Source organism: Chlamydiota bacterium (assembly GCA_012729785.1).
In the GTDB taxonomy this organism is placed as follows: domain Bacteria; phylum Auribacterota; class Tritonobacteria; order UBA1439; family UBA1439; genus UBA1439.
The window spans coordinates 39,638-55,437 of the sequence record JAAYCL010000023.1 but is presented as its reverse complement, the minus strand read 5'-3'; the positions used below and the strand labels follow the sequence as shown (position 1 = coordinate 55,437).

16 protein-coding genes are annotated in these 15,800 nt (G+C 70.8%); all 16 read right to left on the bottom strand.

Annotated elements, in window-relative coordinates; all coding sequences use genetic code 11:
* Positions 1-189: 189 nt before the first annotated feature.
* The 16 genes from GXY35_05400 to GXY35_05325 all read right to left on the bottom strand — a co-directional run bounded on the left by GXY35_05400 (position 190) and on the right by GXY35_05325 (position 15,797).
* The gene (locus GXY35_05400; protein NLW94011.1) at positions 190-768 is read right to left on the bottom strand and encodes a hypothetical protein; all 579 of its coding nucleotides are present in this window, start codon (positions 766-768) and stop codon (positions 190-192) included.
* 232 nt (positions 769-1,000) lie between these two features.
* The gene (locus tag GXY35_05395) at positions 1,001-2,329 is read right to left on the bottom strand and encodes a sigma-54-dependent Fis family transcriptional regulator (GenBank protein ID NLW94010.1); all 1,329 of its coding nucleotides are present in this window, start codon (positions 2,327-2,329) and stop codon (positions 1,001-1,003) included.
* A 4-nt stretch (positions 2,330-2,333) separates the two neighbouring features.
* Positions 2,334-3,512, bottom strand: coding sequence for a PAS domain-containing protein (locus GXY35_05390; GenBank protein ID NLW94009.1), 1,179 nt, complete (start codon positions 3,510-3,512; stop codon positions 2,334-2,336).
* A 25-nt stretch (positions 3,513-3,537) separates the two neighbouring features.
* Positions 3,538-4,863, bottom strand: coding sequence for a tetratricopeptide repeat protein (locus GXY35_05385; GenBank protein NLW94008.1), 1,326 nt, complete (start codon positions 4,861-4,863; stop codon positions 3,538-3,540).
* Between the two features lie 34 nt (positions 4,864-4,897).
* Positions 4,898-5,071: a 4Fe-4S binding protein gene (locus GXY35_05380; GenBank protein ID NLW94007.1), complete on the bottom strand. Its 174-nt coding sequence runs from the start codon at positions 5,069-5,071 to the stop codon at positions 4,898-4,900.
* Between the two features lie 61 nt (positions 5,072-5,132).
* Positions 5,133-6,473: a chorismate synthase gene (locus GXY35_05375; GenBank protein ID NLW94006.1), complete on the bottom strand. Its 1,341-nt coding sequence runs from the start codon at positions 6,471-6,473 to the stop codon at positions 5,133-5,135.
* Positions 6,474-6,514: 41 nt separating this feature from the next.
* Complete coding sequence (locus GXY35_05370; GenBank protein NLW94005.1) at positions 6,515-8,212, bottom strand: arginine--tRNA ligase; 1,698 nt, start codon at positions 8,210-8,212, stop codon at positions 6,515-6,517.
* A 42-nt stretch (positions 8,213-8,254) separates the two neighbouring features.
* Positions 8,255-8,635, bottom strand: coding sequence for a ribosome silencing factor (gene rsfS / locus GXY35_05365; protein NLW94004.1), 381 nt, complete (start codon positions 8,633-8,635; stop codon positions 8,255-8,257).
* Between the two features lie 168 nt (positions 8,636-8,803).
* Positions 8,804-9,445, bottom strand: coding sequence for a nicotinate (nicotinamide) nucleotide adenylyltransferase (nadD, locus tag GXY35_05360; GenBank protein ID NLW94003.1), 642 nt, complete (start codon positions 9,443-9,445; stop codon positions 8,804-8,806).
* A gap of 59 nt (positions 9,446-9,504) precedes the next feature.
* On the bottom strand, positions 9,505-10,764 hold the full coding sequence (locus tag GXY35_05355; protein NLW94002.1) for a glutamate-5-semialdehyde dehydrogenase: 1,260 nt from the start codon (positions 10,762-10,764) through the stop codon (positions 9,505-9,507).
* A 102-nt stretch (positions 10,765-10,866) separates the two neighbouring features.
* Complete coding sequence (gene proB / locus GXY35_05350) at positions 10,867-12,009, bottom strand: glutamate 5-kinase (protein ID NLW94001.1); 1,143 nt, start codon at positions 12,007-12,009, stop codon at positions 10,867-10,869.
* 175 nt (positions 12,010-12,184) lie between these two features.
* Positions 12,185-13,186, bottom strand: a complete 1,002-nt coding sequence (gene obgE / locus GXY35_05345) for a GTPase ObgE (GenBank protein NLW94000.1) — start codon at positions 13,184-13,186, stop codon at positions 12,185-12,187.
* Positions 13,187-13,217: 31 nt separating this feature from the next.
* Positions 13,218-13,469: a 50S ribosomal protein L27 gene (rpmA, locus tag GXY35_05340; protein NLW93999.1), complete on the bottom strand. Its 252-nt coding sequence runs from the start codon at positions 13,467-13,469 to the stop codon at positions 13,218-13,220.
* Positions 13,470-13,479: 10 nt separating this feature from the next.
* Positions 13,480-13,794, bottom strand: coding sequence for a 50S ribosomal protein L21 (gene rplU, locus GXY35_05335; protein NLW93998.1), 315 nt, complete (start codon positions 13,792-13,794; stop codon positions 13,480-13,482).
* Between the two features lie 102 nt (positions 13,795-13,896).
* Positions 13,897-14,823: an alpha/beta fold hydrolase gene (locus GXY35_05330; protein ID NLW93997.1), complete on the bottom strand. Its 927-nt coding sequence runs from the start codon at positions 14,821-14,823 to the stop codon at positions 13,897-13,899.
* Positions 14,820-15,797, bottom strand: a complete 978-nt coding sequence (locus GXY35_05325; protein ID NLW93996.1) for an NAD-dependent epimerase/dehydratase family protein — start codon at positions 15,795-15,797, stop codon at positions 14,820-14,822. The genes GXY35_05330 and GXY35_05325 overlap by 4 nt, the downstream gene beginning before the upstream one ends.
* Positions 15,798-15,800: the final 3 nt, after the last annotated feature.

The window sequence follows — 15,800 nt, the reverse complement described above, 5'->3', positions numbered from 1 at the left end:
GCAGTTATAGGGGGAACTCCATAGTAGTTTGTCCTTCCGAGTAGTTTGTCCTTCCGACGACCTGCCCGCCATCCGGCAGGCGGGAAGCAGGAATCCAGCACTATGCGATCCAATGCTGGATCCCTGCTTCCGCGGGGATGAGATCCAAAAGACTACCCCCCCGAACTGACCCATTATCACTTGTCTTATTCACTCCGGCGGCAGGACGCCACTCGTGCGGATTTCGGCGTCGGGATCGACGGGCGCCGGGGACGGCCGCGAAGGGGCGTCCCGGTAGTTGATGGTGATCTCCGGCGTCGGCTCAGCCGGGCGTACCCACGGCCGGTACGGGGATTGGGAGATCACGTCCGTCCTGGGCGCCACGACAGGCGAGGAGGCCGATGGCGCCATTCCGGGGGGGACCTTCAGCGTCACGCTCTTGTTCTTGCCGGTGATCAGGCTGATCTTCAGCTTGATCTTGTCGCCGGTGGCGCCGGCGATACGGGCGCTGAACCCCCCGTCGGGCCCCACGATCCCCTGGCCGGGGGGGCGCTTGGGCCTGGCGCTCTTGTTCTCTATCGTGAAGGTGGCGGCGGGATTCCGGCCGAAGAAGACGGTCCCCGGGGGGCCCGAGAGGGTCACGATCCCGGCCGCGTCGGGCGGCGTGATGCCGATGCGCGATTCCGCCACGGAAAAATCCTTGGCGGCGTGCGCGGCGCACGCGCACACCAGCGGCGCCCCGAACGCGAGCGCGACGCACGCGATCATGCCCGGTCTGTATCCGTTCATCCCCGCTTTCCCCCGCCTTCGCGGCATGCGCCCGGGACGTCGGACCTGCCGGACTGGTCCGGCAAGCGCGTGCACGCGGCCCTATGCACGGCGGCCCCATCCCCACCCTGCGGGCTCGGCGCCTCGCAGCCGCGCGCCGCGATTCCACGCCTCGACCGCGCCTCGGCGGATGCCGCCGCACGGATGTGTGCGGCATTCGCGCGCCCGCGCGCGCGCCCGTGCCCCAGGCGGTTCACAGGCCGTACCGGTTGATCTTGCGGTGCAGCGTGCGGCGGCTGATGCCGAGGGCGCGGGCCGCCTCGGTCCGCGAGCCGCCGGCCTTCGCCAGCGCATCCTCGATCATCTTCCGTTCCGCGTCCCGGATCGTTGCGCCGCCCGGCGCCCGCGGCGTGTCGCCGGCCTCCTGCGCCCCTTCGCGGATCTTGCCCGGCAGGTCGGAGAGGGCGATCTCCGTCCCGCGGCAGAGCACGACGAGCCCCTCGACGCAGTTGCGCAGCTCCCTGACGTTCCCCGGCCAGCCGTAGGCGGCAAGCGCGGCGAGGGCGTCGGGGGCGAAGCCGGAGATCCGCGTTCCGTTGAGCGCGTTGAACTCGTTGAGGAACGCCGCCGCGAGCAGGGGGATATCCTCCTTCCGGTCGCGCAGGGGGGGCACCTCGAGCCGGATGACGTTCAAACGGTAGAACAGATCCTCGCGGAACCGGCCCTCGCGCATCAGTTTCTCGAGCGAGGCGTTCGTCGCGGTGATGAGGCGGACATCGACGTTGACCGTCTCCGTCCCGCCGACGCGCTCGAACGTTTGCTCCTGGAGGACGCGGAGCAGCTTCACCTGCGTCCCCGGGGCCGTGTCGCCCACCTCGTCGAGGAAGAGCGTGCCCCGGTCGGCCATCTCGAAGCGGCCGAGATGGCGACGGACGGCGCCGGTGAAGGCGCCCCGTTCGTGGCCGAAGAGCTCGCTCTCGAGCACCCCCTCCGCCAGGGCGGCGCAGTGCACCGCGACGAACGGGCGGGCGCTCCGGTCGCTCAGGGAATGGATCGCGCGGGCGATGAGCTCCTTCCCCGTGCCGCTCTCCCCCTCGATGAGGACGGTCGCCCGCGTCGGCGCGACCTGCCTGACGAGGCCCTTGATCCGCGCCATCGCCAGGCTGTCGCCGATGAGCGCGTCGAATCCCCTCCCCGCCGCCTCCTCGTCGCTAGGCCGCCGGGAGGCGATCGCGCGGTGCACCATCATCCCGAGCTCGTCGAGGTTCACCGGCTTGGTCAGGTAGTCGTACGCCCCCTCCTTCATCGCCTGGACCGCGGTCTCGACGGTCCCGTAGGCGGTGAGGAGGATGAAGATCGCGTCGGATTTTGCCGCCCGGGCGCGGCGCATCAGGTCGAGGCCGCTCTCCCCCGGCATCCTGAGGTCGGTGAGGACGAGGTCCACCTTCCGCGTCGTGAGCACCCCGAGCGCCTCGGCCGCGTCGGCGGCGAGCAGCAGCTCGTGCGCGGGCGACTCCAGCCCCCTCCGGAGCCCCTCGCGGGTGTTCTTCTCGTCGTCGACGATCAGAATAACCGGTTTCATCGCCTCACGCGCGCTCCCCGTTGACATCGCTGCCCCCGGTGAGGAGCTTGCCGTACTTCGCCGGCACCGGGATGCGCACCGTGATCGTCGTCCCCTTCCCCGGCGCGCTCGACACCGCAAGGTCCCCCCCGTGCGAGTTCACGAGCCGCTCCACGATCACGAGGCCGAGACCGCTCCCCTCCTCCTTCGTGGTGAAGTACGGCTCGAAGATCCTGCCGAGCTGGTCCCCGGGGATGCCGCAGCCGCTGTCGGCGACCGTCACCGCCACCTGCCCGCGCTCGACCCCCGCCCCGATGCGGATCGTCCCCCCCCCGCGCATCGCATGGACCGCGTTCTTGAGCAGGTTGATGAAGACCTGCCGCAGATGGTCGGGGCTGCACAGCACCGGGGGGACGAACGGCTCGTAGCGCCGCTCGACCGCGATCCCCGCCTGCCGCATCTCGGGCTCCATCAGGGCGATCGTCCGGTCGAGGATATCGGTCACCTCCGCCTCCGTGAACGCGGGGGGCTCCGGGCGCGCCGCCTTCAGGAACCCGCCGACGATCCGCTCGAGGCGCTTGACCTCCTCCTGGGCGACGCCGAGGAGTTCCGCGAGCTCGGCCTTCCCCGCCCCTTGCAAGAGCCTGATCTTGCGCCCGATGAGCTGAAGGTGGATATCGAGGCTGTTCAACGGGTTCCCGATCTCGTGGGCGATCCCCGCCGCCATCATCCCGAACGCCTGCATCCGCTTCATCTGGGCGTGCCGCGCCTGCCTGCGCATCTCCGCGGTGGTGACCCTGAAGATGAAGACCGCCCCGTCGAAGGCGCCCCCCTGCTCGTCGATCGGCATCACGGTGACCGTGAGGTGCTCGGGCGCCGGGCGCTCCACGGTCATCTCGCGGGCGAGTATCCCCACGCGCCCCCTGAGCGCCTCCGCGATGAAGCGGCGGAGCCGGGCGTCGGGGAGGACGTCGGCCAGGCGCATCCCCTCCAGCGTCTCCCTGCCCGCCGTCAGCATCGAGTCCGCGGACCGGTTGGCGAAGGTGACTTTCCCCTCCCGGTCGGTGACGACGATCCCCTCGCCGAGCAGGTTGAACACCTGCCGGAACAGGTCGCGCTCGCGCGCGAGCGTCGTGAGCATGCCGCCGAGCCGGTCCCGGTCGACCCGGTCGATCCGCGGCAGCACCTTGTCCAGGAACGGCATACCGGCCCGCCTCCGAGCGGCGCGTCTAGCCCCCGCCTTTCCCCCCGCCTTCCGCGTCCTCTATCCAGCGCGCCGCCTGCGCCGCGCGGGGGCTCCTCGAGTCGTAGAGCAGGTACATCCGGCAGTAGTGCGCGGCGGCGCGCGGGTCCTTCCGGTGCTCGCGCGCGATCAGGGCGAGCGCGAAGTAGGCGTCCGCGAAGTCGCAGTTCGCGTCGAGCGCCTTCTTGAAGCTCTTCTCCGCGTCGGCGTACTGCTTCTTCTTCGCCAAAAGCAGGCCGATCCTGTGGTGGGCGCGGGCGAGGCCGGGGTCGAGCTCCGCCGCCTTCCGGTACGCCTCCAGCGCCCTCTCGAAGCGCCCCGCCGCGCTCTGGATGGCGCCCAGCTCGAACCAGGCGTCGTAGTTCCCCGGGTCCGCCTTCAGGGCGAGCGTGTAGTGGCGCTCGGCCTCGTCGAGTTTTCCCTCGGCCCTGTACGCCTTCGCCAGGTTGGCGTGGAGATCGGCGGAATCGGGCGCGGTCTTCACCGCCGCGTCGAGCAGCCGGACGCTCTCTCCGGCGCGGTCCTGGACGAGGAGGACCATCCCGAGGCGCGACAGCGCCTCCGGGTGCCCGCGGTTGATCTCGATCGCCTTCTTGAGCGTCTCCTCCGCCTTCGGGTAGTCGCCGGCCAGGGCGTGGGCGAGGCCGAGGGAGGAGAGGGTCGAATAGTCGCCCGGCTGCGCGTCGAGCGCCTGCCGGAGCATCGCGAACCCCTCGTCCCTCCTGCCGTTCTCGACCAGCACCAGGCCGAGCATCCTTCGGACCTCCGGGGAGGAGGGGGAGAGCTCCAGCGCCCGCTCGTAGGCCCGTATCGCCCGGGGCACGTCGCCGGCCATCAGGGAGAGCCCGCCGATCGCCCGGAGCTTCTCGGTCTCCAGCGGCCGGGTCCGGACCGCCTGCCAGATCTCGCGGAACATCCCCGCGTAGTCGCCCCTGTTGCCGAGCAGGAAGGCGAGCTGGTAGCGCGCGGCGGCGTGGCCGGGATCGAGCGACAGCGCCTCCCTGAACTCCTTCTCCGCGAGCGAATCGTACCGGACGCCCAACTGCTCCAGCCCGGCGCGGTAACGCTTCTCGGAGGCGGAGGAGGGCGCCGCGGCGGCGGCCGTGCCGGCGCAGGCGTCGAGCGCAGCGGCCATCTCGGCTGCGGCTTCGCGCCGCCTGCCGGCCTCCAGGAGCTTCAGGGCGGAGGCGCAGCGCGCCCCCGCGTCGTCCGGCCCGGGGACGGCCTCTCCCCGGAGGGGCGCCGCGCAGGCGATCAGCGCCGCCGCGGCGAGCAGGCGGGCCGAATGCGGGCGCACGGTGTGCGGGGGCATCTGGGGCACCGAGACGACGGCGAGGCGGCGGCCGTCACTCGGGTTTCACGATGGCCTGCACGGGGCAGACCTCGACGCACGCCCCGCAGTCGGTGCACTTGGCGGGATCGATCAGGTAGGTCGTCTCGCCCTGGCTGATCGCCTGTACGGGGCACTCGGCCTCGCATGCGCCGCAGGACACGCACACCTCGATGATCTTGTGAGCCATCTCTCTCCTCCTGTCCTCACGCGATGGAACCGGTGCAACTATAGCACCTTGCGCCGGATTTTCAAGGGTTTGTTCCCGCCGCGCGCTCCCTGAGCGTCTGGTAGCCGAAATGGATCATCAGCTGGTCGAGCAGCGCCAGGGCGGCGTACGACTCCGCGACCGGCCAGATGCGCGCCACGATCGTCGGGTCGCGCCGCGTGATGGCCGCCAGCTCGGTATTCCTCTTCGTGTATTTGTCGATCGTCTTCTGCGGCCGGTCGATGGTGGGCGTGGGCTTGACGGCGATGCGCGCGACGACCGGCTGGCCGGTCGCCAGACCGCCGGTGATCCCGCCGGCGTTGTTGGAGAGGAAGATCACGCGCCCGTTCTCCGCCCGCATCTGGTCGTTGCACACCGAGCCGGTCATATCCTTCACGGCGAAGCCCGCGCCGACCTCCACCCCCTTGACCGCCCCGATGCCGAGCATCCCGCCGAGCGCCGCGTCGAGCTTGCAGAAGACCGGTTCGCCGAGCCCCGCGGGGACGCCGAGCGCGACGAGCTCCACCACGCCGCCCGAGGAGTCGCCGGCGGCCGACACCCGGGTGGCGGCCTCGAGCATCCCGGCGGCGGCATCCGGGTCCGGGCAGTTCACGACGTGGTGCACCCCGTACCGCTCCCGCACCTCCCCGGGGGCGAGCCGGGGCGCGCCGGCCCGTATTTTGTCGATCTCCTTCTCGATCTCGGCGAAGACGCGCGCCTTCTCGAGGAAGCGCATCTCCATCGTGACGCGCCCGCGCGCGTACACCGCCCGCTGGAACGGGTCGGTGTCGCGCCGCATCCGCTTGTACGCCTCCACGGAGGCGAACGCCTTCTCGTGGTCCATGTCGCCGCAGCGCACCCCCGCCATCTCGCGGACGTAGGCGAAGACGCGGATCCCGCAGCGGGCGAGGACCTTCCTGGCGACCGACCCCGCGGCGACGACCGGGGCGGTGTGGCGCCCGCTGAAGAAGCCGGCGCCGACGGCGTCGTCGTCGGGACCGTACTTGAGAAACGAGGCCCAGGAGGCGTGCCCGGGGCGCGGCGTGCGGTTGGTGTCCTGGTACTGCTTGATATGGACGAAGTGGCGGTCCAGGTTCGGGATGAGGATCGTCAGCGGCGTCCCGTTCGTTCGGTTCCGGTTCCCCGCCCCCTCCACGGTGTCGGCGGCGTTGAGGCCGGTCAGGATGATGGGCAGGTCCGGCTCCTTGCGCGGGCTGGAGAGCTCGTCCGCGCCCGGCTTGCGCAGCAGCAGGTCGGCGTAGATCTCCTCCTCGCTCAGCGGCATCCCGGGGGGGAGGCCCTGCACGACGGCGGCGAGCCCCTCCTGGTACGACCCCCCGGCGACGGTGACCTGGAACAGCCTCCCGATGGTGCATCCGATCATGGTCGTCTCCCTGTTGCGGTGGAGAGGCGCGCCGCGCCCCCCTACATCTCCCTCGGGGCCGAGACCCCCAGGAGGTCGAGGCCGCTCCGGACGACGGCGCGCACCCCCTCGGCGAGGGCCAGCCGCGCGGCGGTCAGGGCGGCGTCGTTCGAGATGACCGTGTGCGCGGCGTAGCAGCGGTGGAAACCGGCGGCGAGCGCCTCGAGGTAGTTGCAGAGCAGGTTCGGCTCGAGGGAGTCCGCGGCCTTCCGCACCATGTGCGGGAACTCCGAGAGCGCGCCGATCAGGTCGAGCTCCTCGCGCTGGACGAGCCGGTCGAGCGGCGCCTCGCCCCACGGCGGCACCACGAACCCCGGCAGCTTCTCCGGGAGCCGCTTGAAGATGCTGCAGATGCGCGCGTGGACGTACTGGACGTAGTAGACCGGGTTGTCGTTGGAGCGCTCCGCGGCGAGGGCGAGGTCGAAGTTGAGGTGGCTTTCGGTGCGCATCCGGGCGAAGAAGTACCGGGCGGCGTCCACGCCCACCTCGTCGACGACCTCCCGCAGCGTCACGAACTCGCCCGCGCGCGTGGACATCGACAGCTTCTCCTTCCCGCGGAAAAGGGTCGTGAGCTGGACGATGCGCGGGGTGAACCGGTCCTCTGGGTAGCCGAGCGCCCTGACCGCGGCCTTCATCCGGGGGATGTAGCCGTGGTGATCGGGACCCCAAAGGTCGATGACGCGGTCGAAACCGCGCTCGAACTTGTCGCGGTGGTAGGCGATATCGGGGGTGAAGTAGGTGCGCGACCCGTCGCCCTTGACGAGCACGCGGTCCTTGTCGTCGCCCAGCCTCGTGCTCTCGAACCAGACCGCCCCGTCCCGCTCCCGGACGAACCCGTTCCGGCGGAGGAGATCGAGGCACTCCTCGATCTTCCCCGTGGCGCCGAACTCCGTTTCGCTCGTCCACCGGTCGAAGCGCACGCGGAACCGGTCGAGGTCGTTCCGGATCTCCGCGAGGATCTCGCCCGCCGCGAAGCTGGAGAAGAACGCGACCGCCGCCTCCTCCGCCGCCCCGCGCCACCGGTCCCCCTCGCGCTCCCTCGCCCGCGCGGCGACGAGGCGCAGGTAGTCGCCGCGGTAGCCGTCCTCGGGGATCTCCGCCTTGTCGCCGAACAGCTCCAGGTAGCGCCGCCACGCGGAGAGGCCGAGGAGGCGGATCTGCTTCCCGCGGTCGTTCAGGTAGTACTCGCGCACGACTTGGTGTCCCGCCGCGCCGAGGAGGCGCGCGATGCTGTCCCCTACCGCCGCCTGCCTGCCGTGCGCGACCGTGAGGGGGCCGGTGGGGTTCGCGCTCACGAACTCGACGAGGATGCGCTTCGGGTCCGACGGGACGGAGACGCCGAACCGCTCCGGATCGCTCAGGAGCAGGGCGAGGGCGGCGTGGAACGCCCCGGGGGCGAGGAAGAAGTTGATGAACCCGCCCCCCGCGATCTGGATCTTCGCGATGACGGAGGGGCAGAGCCCGGCGTCCGCCCGGAGCGCGGCGGCGAGCCTCTCCGCGACGTCGCGCCCCTTCTCCCCCGTCTCCCGGGCGACGAGGAGAGCGAGGTTCGTGGACAGGTCGCCGTGCCCCTCCCGCCGGGGCTTCTCGAGGATGACGGCGGGGACGCGCCCAGGCGCGGAGGCGCGGCAGGCCCGGACGAGCGCCTCCTCGACGCGGGACCGGATGCTGCGGTCCCGGCGATGCCCTGGTGCGTCCATATCCGCCCTTCCGGGGAGCCGTACCCCCCATGCCGGAAACGATCAACCGGGAATTGTCTTCGTCTTCACCCGCGCGGCGTCGCCCCAGAGGCGCTCTATCCCGAACCGCTCGCGCGCCTCGTCCTGGAACACGTGGAAGATCACGTCGACGAAATCGAGGACGATCCAGGTGCAGTCCCGCCACCCGTCGCTGTGGTAGCAGCGCGTCCCGAGCGCCGCGATCGCGTCGATGACCCCCTCGGCGACCGCCTTCACCTGGCGGTCGGAGGCGGCGCCGCAGATCACGAAGTAGTCCGCGATCGAGGAGACCTTCCGGATGTCGAGGACGACGATGTCGCGCGCCTGCTTCTCCCCGGCGGCCTTCGCGCACGCGAGGGCGATCTTTTTCGCGGCCGGCGTCTTCCCGGCTCGTGGCGTTCTCACGCTGCCTCCTTTGTAGGGCGCCGCGGAGAAGTCGGAGGAGGCGCATCGTTCGCCGCGGACCTTCACGGCGACGGCATCATCCGACAAGATCCGCGAGTCTCCGCGGCGCACGCATCCCCGCATCGTATCCGCGCCGCGGCACCCGGCGCCGCGTTCCCTGCGGCCGCGTCAGCGCGTTCGCGCGGCGCGGCATCTGACGCGCCCCCTCTCCGCAGCCCCCCCGTACAGGCCGTGGGCGGCGATGTAGCGCTCCACCGCGGGGGGAACGAGATAGCGTATGCTCATCCCCGCCTGCCGCCGCCGGCGTATCTCCGAGGAGGATATGCCGATCAGCGGCGCGTCGAGGAAATGCTTCTTGAGCCGCGCGATCTCCCGGCCGCCGAACGCGCCCCGCGCCCCGCGCCACCGGTCGAGCGCAACGCCGGGCCGCCCCGCGGTCACCACCGTGCAGAGACGGAGCAGGCGCCGGTAGTCGCGCCAGGTGGTCAGTTCCCGCAAACTGTCGGCGCCGATGATGAACCAGAGTTTCGCCCCCCGGCCGTGGAGGTTCCGCAGCTCCTCGATCGTCTCCACCGTGTACGACACCCCCCCGCGGCGCAGCTCGATGTCGGAGGCGCGGAATCTCGGGTTGCCCGCCGCCGCGAGCTCGATCATGCGCAGCCGGTGCCGCCCGCTCGTGAGCCCGGCGGCGTCCTTGTGCGGCGGGATGTTGCACGGGATGAACAGCACCCGGTCCGCCCCGAGCGCCTCCCTCGCCCGCTCGGCGACGATCAGGTGCCCGAGATGGATCGGGTCGAACGAGCCGCCCATGATCCCGATCCTGGCCGGCTCCCCCGCCCCGTTTCGCCCGCCCCGCACGGTCGGCACGATCAGTCCCTCACCTGCCCCGCCCCGCGCACCACGTACTTGTAGATGGTCAGCTCGGGGAGGGCCATCGGCCCCCGGGCGTGGATCCGGTCGGTGCTGATCCCGATCTCGGCGCCCATCCCGAACTGGCCGCCGTCGTTGAAGCGCGTCGACGCGTTCCAGAAGACGGCGGACGAGTCCACCTCGCGCAGGAAGCGCTCGGCGGCCTCGCGGTCCTCCGCCACGATGGCGTCGGAGTGCTGCGAGCCGTACCGGGCGATGTGGGCCTCCGCCTCGTCGAGGTCTTTCACCACCCTGACCGCCAGGATGAGGTCGAGATACTCCCGCCCCCAGTCGGAGCCGGTCGCCTCCGCCATTTCGGGGACGATCGCCCGCGCCGCGGCGTCCCCCCGCAGCTCCACCCCGCGCGCGGCGAGGAGGGGGGCGAGGCGCGGGAGGAACGCGGGGGCGATCTCTTCGTGGACGAGAAGCGTCTCGGCGGCGTTGCAGACCGCGGGCTTCTGCGCCTTGGCGTTGACGACGATCCGCTCGGCCATTTCGAGCTCGGCGCTTCGGTCCACGTAGACGTGGCAGACGCCGCGGTAGTGCTTGATGACCGGGATGGTCGAGCGCTCGACGACCTTCCGTATCAACGCCTCGCCGCCCCGCGGTATCACGAGATCGATCCATTCGTTCAGCGTGAGCAGCTCGTCCACCGCCTCGTGCTCCGGCCTCTCGACGAGCTGGATCGAGTCCGCCGGGAGCCCACTCGCCGCGGAGGTTTCCCGGAGCAGCCGGGCGAGGGCGATGTTGGAGCGCAGGGCCTCGCGGCCGCCGCGCAGGATCACCGCGTTGCCGGACTTGACGCAGAGCGCCGCCGCGTCGGGCGTCACGTTGGGGCGCGCCTCGTAGATCATGGCGATCACGCCGATCGGGACCCGCACCTTGCTGATCCGGAGGCCGTTCGGCCGCTCCCACTCCCCGAGCAGCTCCCCCACCGGGTCGGGAAGCGCGGCCACCTGCCGCAGGCCGTCCCGGATCCCGGCGAGCGCGGCGCCGTCCAGCCGGAGGCGCTGGCGGACGGCGGGCGAAACCCCCGCCCGCTCCGCCGCCTCGAGGTCGAGCCGGTTGGCGGCTTCCAGCGACGCCGCCTCGCGCACGACGGCTTCGGCCATCGCCAGGAGCGCGGCGTTCTTGGCCTCCGTGGAGAGGCGGGCGAGCGCCGCGGCCGCCGCGCGGGCCCTGCGCCCGAGATCCTCGACATAGTTCCTGATCGCGCGCATACGCACCTCGGTTGTGATCGCCGGCGCGGCGCCGTGTGCGCCCCGTCCGTTTTCCGCCCGCCGAAAGGCAAAGGGCGTGTCCGCGCGGCGGGAGCGGGCCCCTTACCCCCCGCCGGTCTCCCGTCCCCCCATGAGCACCAGGTTGTCCCGGTGCACCGCCTCGTCGTAGTCCTTGTGCCCGAGAAGGCCCGCGATCTCGCCGGTCTTCCGCCCCCGGATGACGCGGAGGTCGGCGGCGGAGTAGTTCGAGAGCCCCCGCGCGATCTCCCGCCCGTCCGCGGCGGTGACGCGCACCGTGTCCCCGTCCCTGAACTCCCCGAGCACATCCCGGATGCCGGAGGGGAGCAGGCTGGTTCCCTTCCGCAGGAGGGCGGCCGCCGCGCCGTCGTCGACGATCAGCGTCCCCCTCGGCTTGACGAACCAGGCGATCCAGCGCTTCCGGCCGTCCATTTTCGCCCCGGCGGGGTGGAAGAACGTCCCGACATCCTCCCCGCGCAGTATGCGGCACAGGATCTCCCGCTCCCGGCCGTCGGCGATGACCGCCGCTTCGCCCGAAGAGACGACCATCTTCACCGCCCTGAGCTTGGACGCCATCCCGCCCGTGCCGCGGGCGGACCCGGCGCCCCTGGCGAGGGTTTCGATGCCGGGCGTCATGCGCTCCACCTCGCGGATGAGCTCCCCCTTCCCCTTCCGGGGGTCCTCGGTCATCAGGCCCCGCGTGTCGGTGAGGATCACCAGGAGGTCGGCGGCGACCAGATTCGCGACGAGCGCGGACAGGGTGTCGTTGTCGCCGAACTTGATCTCGTCGGTCGAGACGGTGTCGTTCTCGTTGATGATCGGGACGACCCCCTTCTCCAGCAGGGCGATGATCGTGTTGCGCGCGTTCAGGTGCCGGGTGCGGGCCTTCAGATCCTCCGCGGTGAGCAGGATCTGACCGACCTCCAGCCCCTCCCTGCGGAAGGCGGCGGCGTACAGCTGCATCAGGCGGCTCTGGCCCACCGCGGCGGCGGCCTGGAGCTGGGGGAGCAGCTTGGGGCGCGACGCGAGGCCCAGCTGGGCCACGCCCGCGGAGATCGCCCCGGAGGTGACCAGGACCGTTTCGCGCCCGCCGCCTCGCGCCGCGGCGACCTGGCGGGCCAGGTCGCCGATGACCCGCTCGCTCAGGTGCCCGGTCCTGTCGGAGAGCACGTTGCTCCCGACCTTGACCACGACCCTGCGCGCCTTCGATATCAGTTGCGTTCTCATATTCATCGTTGCCACAGAGATCACAGAGGCCACAGAGGGAAAGATTCCTTCTTTTGCCACGGATTCTCACGGATCTTCACGGATACCCGAGTGTTCGATCCGTGGACATCCGTGACGATCCGTGGCGAAACAAAACCGCCTCTTTCCGTGTGCTCTGTGCCCTCTGTGGCTGTCGTTATTCTTTTGAATACAGCGCCTTCGCGAGGGCCTCGACCAGCTCCCGCACCCCCTTCCCGGTGAGCGCCGAGATCGGGTATATCCTTCCGCGGTAGTCTTGCCGCCTGGCCCGCAGCGCCCGCAGCCGCTCCGCCGCGTCCGGGAGGTCCATCTTGTTCGCGGCGACGAGCCGCTCCTTCTGCATCAGGGCGGGCTGGTGCAGGGCGAGCTCGCGCTCGAGCGTCTCCAGCGCCGCCGCCGGGTCGTGCCCGTCCACCGCCGCCATGTCGAGGACGAACAGGAGCACGCGCGTCCGTTCGACGTGCCGGAGGAACTCGTGCCCCAGCCCGACGTTCCGGTGCGCCCCGTCGATGAGCCCGGGTATGTCCGCCGCGACGAACGACCGGTCGTCCCCCAGTCGGACGAGGCCCAGCTGCGGTTGGCGGGTGGTGAACGGATACGGGGCGATCCTGGGCCGGGCGGCGGAGATCTTCGCGATGAGGGAGGACTTGCCCGCGTTCGGGAAGCCGACGAGCCCCGCGTCGGCGATCATCTTGAGTTCGAGCTGGAGGGTCCGCTCCTCACCCGGCTGCCCCTTGGTGACGGTCCTCGGCGCGCGGTTCGTGGCACTCTTGAAGTGCGCGTTGCCGCGCCCTCCCCGCCCCCCCTTCGCCGCGACGAACCGTTGCCCGTGCTCCGTGAGATCGCAGAGCAGCTCCCCGTCGGGCGCCAGGCGCACCATCGTCCCCGGGGGCACCCGCACCTCGAGGTCGTCGCCGTCCGCGCCGGTCTGGAGCTTCCCCCTGCCGTGCTCGCCCCGGCCTGCGACGAGCCGCGGCCGGTAGTAGAAGTCGAGGAGCGTGGAGAGGTTCTTGTCCGCGACGAGGATCACATCCCCTCCCCCGCCGCCGTCGCCGCCGTTCGGACCGCCCCGCGGGACGTATTTCTCCCGGCGGAAACTCATGCAGCCGTTCCCGCCGTCGCCCGCCTTGACCAGGACCTTGATCTTGTCTATGAACACGTCGCGCCGTGAAGCCGGGGCCGGTCGCCGCTCACGATGCCGGCACCACGCTCACCTTCTTCTTCCTCGCGCCCGTGAAGGCGACGACGCCGTCGATCAGCGCGAACAGGGTGTCGTCTCTCCCCCTCCCGACGTTCGCGCCCGCGAGGATGCGCGTCCCGCGCTGGCGCACGAGGATGCTGCCGCTCGTGACGTCCTGCCCGCCGAAACGCTTCACGCCGAGACGCTGCGAATTGCTGTCCCGGCCGTTCCGGGAACTCCCCATCCCTTTTTTATGTGCCATGGCGAACCTCCTATGCGACGACGATGCTGCTGATCCTGACCACGCTCATCTTCTGGCGGTGGCCGATGCGGCGCTGCGAGTTCTTCCGGCGCCTCCGCTGGAGGGGGAAGAGCTTCGGCCCTTTCTTCTCCCCCTCGGCGGTCCCGACGACCTTCGCCCCCTCGACGACCGGGCGGCCGACGAGCACCTTCTTCCCGTCGGCGACGAGGAGCACCTCCTTGAACTCGATCTCCTTGCCGGGTTCGAGGCCGAGGGCGTAGATCTCGATCCTGTCCCCTTCGGACACCTTGTACTGCTTCGATCCGGACTCTATGATAGCAAACATTGTCGCCTCCCCGCACGTGGTGAGAACAAGGAGAGAATGGTACCGCGTTCCCCCTCCCTCGTCAAGGCCAAAGGGCCGGACGCGGGGAGGGGGCGGGGCGTCTCAGAGATACTCGCGGATGAAGGCGGTGACCCGCTTCCGGTACTCCTCGGGCTCGAGCTGGACCGCCTCGTTGTGCCGGGCCCCCTCGACGATCCAGAGCTCCTTGGAGGCGCGGATCCGGTCGTAGAGCCACGGGGCGAGGCGGGATTCGATGTAGCGGTCCTTCTTCCCGTGGATGATGAAGACGGGGACGTCGGTGTTCCTCCGGAGCGACCACTCGAGCGAGAGGAGCCGCAGACCGAGCCGCCGCTGCGCCGACTTCAGGCTGAGGAAACTCAGATAGACGATCAGCCATTTCGGAAGTCGCGGCGCCACGAAGCGGGGGAAGTAGATCGGCGCCCATCGGCGGATATAGCTCCCCATCGTCGCCATCGTCGAGAACGCCCCGTCGCTGACGACGGCCTTGACGCCCGGGTTCCTCCCGAGCACGCAGAGGCAGGTGGTGGCCCCGCGGGAGACGCCGAACAGGCCGATATGCTCGGGGTCGACGTCGGCGCGCCCCTGCACGTAGGCGATGGCCCCCAGGAGGTCGTAGTACTCGTTCTCGCTCGCCCACTGGGTCGGGTTGTAGTGCTCGTTCTCCTCGGCGTGCTGGCCGCGGAAGTCGAAGGAGAAGATGTTGTACCCCTCGTCGAGGAGGAAGGCGCAGTACCGCTCGTAGGAGTTGAGCCCCGCCCCCACCTCGTGCGCGAAGACGATCGTCCCGTTCGCCGCGCCGGAGGCGCACGGGACGAAGACGCCCTTGAGCTCGACGCCGTCGAGGCTGAGGAACCTCACCACCTCGCCGTCTATCTCCCAGCGCGTCTGCGGCGGCGCCGAGATCGTCGAGTTGAGGAAGATGCTCCTGATCAGGCGGACGTAGTGGACCGTGAGGCTACACAGGTAGGCCGCCAGCGCCAGGACCGCGACGAGGCCGACCCAGATCATCTCCCCTCCCCCCCCAGGAGCGCTTCGCGCCCGAAACGCGAAATCGTCCGCGCCATCCCCTCCTCGAACGAGACAAGGCGCCCGCCGCAGGCCGCGGGGGCGCGGTTGGCGGCGCAGACCGCGTCGCGGCGGGACATTCGCACCTGTTCGAGGTTCAGCGTCTTCTCCGCGCGCACGGCGCGCGCGCACAGGGCCAGCAGGTACGCCACCGGGAACGGGACCGCGGCGATCCCGTTCGGATTACCGAAGAGCCGCATCAGCGTGAGGGCCACGTCGCGGAGCATGAGCTGCGCGGGCCCGCCCGCTTCCCAAATCTCGCGGAGCGGGCCGTCGGCCAGGATCGCCGCCCGGAGACAGGAGACGAGGTCGGCGATGTAGATCGGCTGGATCCGGTTCCTCCCCCCGCCGACGAGCGGCACCGCGCGCCCCGAGGCCGCGAGGCGGGCGAGCTTGCGCACGATCTTGCTGTCGCGCCTCCCCGTCTCCCTCCCGAAGATGAGCGACGACCGCACGCTCACCCAGTCGAGCCCCGAACGCCTGAGCTCCTCCTCCGCCTCCCCCTTCGTGCGGGCGTAGAGGTTCGCGGCGTTTGGCGAGGCGCCGAGGGCGCTCAGGTACACCACCCGCCCGCGCCCGGACCCGCCCCGCCGCCGCCGGGCGTCGACCTCCGCGCGGAACGCTCGCGCGAGCAGCGCCGTCTTGGCGGTGTGCATCCCCCGGTAGCCGCCCCGCCGGGGACGCTCGATGCTCCCGAGGAGGTGCACGACCGTCTCCGCCCGGTCCAGCGCGGCGGCCAGGGGGCCGGCCTCCTCGAGGTCGGCCTCGACCAGCTCCGCGCCCGTCTTCCGCAGACACTCCGCCTCGGCGCCGGAACAGCCCCTCCGCACGAGCGCGCGGACCGCCGCCCCCTCCTCGCGGAGGCGCGCGACGAGGTGCGCGCCCACGTAGCCGTTCGCCCCGGTGACAAGGATCATGAT

Bases quoted from the DNA above. Each gene is read 5' to 3' on its own strand.
- GXY35_05380 (NLW94007.1), bottom strand. From the start codon at position 5,071: ATGGCTCACAAGATCATCGAGGTGTGCGTGTCCTGCGGCGCATGCGAG.
- GXY35_05390 (NLW94009.1), bottom strand. From the start codon at position 3,512: ATGCCGTTCCTGGACAAGGTGCTGCCGCGGATCGACCGGGTCGACCGG.
- GXY35_05375 (NLW94006.1), bottom strand. From the start codon at position 6,473: ATGATCGGATGCACCATCGGGAGGCTGTTCCAGGTCACCGTCGCCGGG.
- GXY35_05330 (NLW93997.1), bottom strand. From the start codon at position 14,823: ATGATCTGGGTCGGCCTCGTCGCGGTCCTGGCGCTGGCGGCCTACCTG.
- rplU (NLW93998.1), bottom strand. From the start codon at position 13,794: ATGTTTGCTATCATAGAGTCCGGATCGAAGCAGTACAAGGTGTCCGAA.
- rpmA (NLW93999.1), bottom strand. From the start codon at position 13,469: ATGGCACATAAAAAAGGGATGGGGAGTTCCCGGAACGGCCGGGACAGC.
- GXY35_05385 (NLW94008.1), bottom strand. From the start codon at position 4,863: ATGCCCCCGCACACCGTGCGCCCGCATTCGGCCCGCCTGCTCGCCGCG.
- nadD (NLW94003.1), bottom strand. From the start codon at position 9,445: ATGGGCGGCTCGTTCGACCCGATCCATCTCGGGCACCTGATCGTCGCC.
- proB (NLW94001.1), bottom strand. From the start codon at position 12,009: ATGAGAACGCAACTGATATCGAAGGCGCGCAGGGTCGTGGTCAAGGTC.
- GXY35_05370 (NLW94005.1), bottom strand. From the start codon at position 8,212: ATGGACGCACCAGGGCATCGCCGGGACCGCAGCATCCGGTCCCGCGTC.
- GXY35_05355 (NLW94002.1), bottom strand. From the start codon at position 10,764: ATGCGCGCGATCAGGAACTATGTCGAGGATCTCGGGCGCAGGGCCCGC.
- GXY35_05325 (NLW93996.1), bottom strand. From the start codon at position 15,797: ATGATCCTTGTCACCGGGGCGAACGGCTACGTGGGCGCGCACCTCGTC.
- GXY35_05400 (NLW94011.1), bottom strand. From the start codon at position 768: ATGAACGGATACAGACCGGGCATGATCGCGTGCGTCGCGCTCGCGTTC.
- GXY35_05395 (NLW94010.1), bottom strand. From the start codon at position 2,329: ATGAAACCGGTTATTCTGATCGTCGACGACGAGAAGAACACCCGCGAG.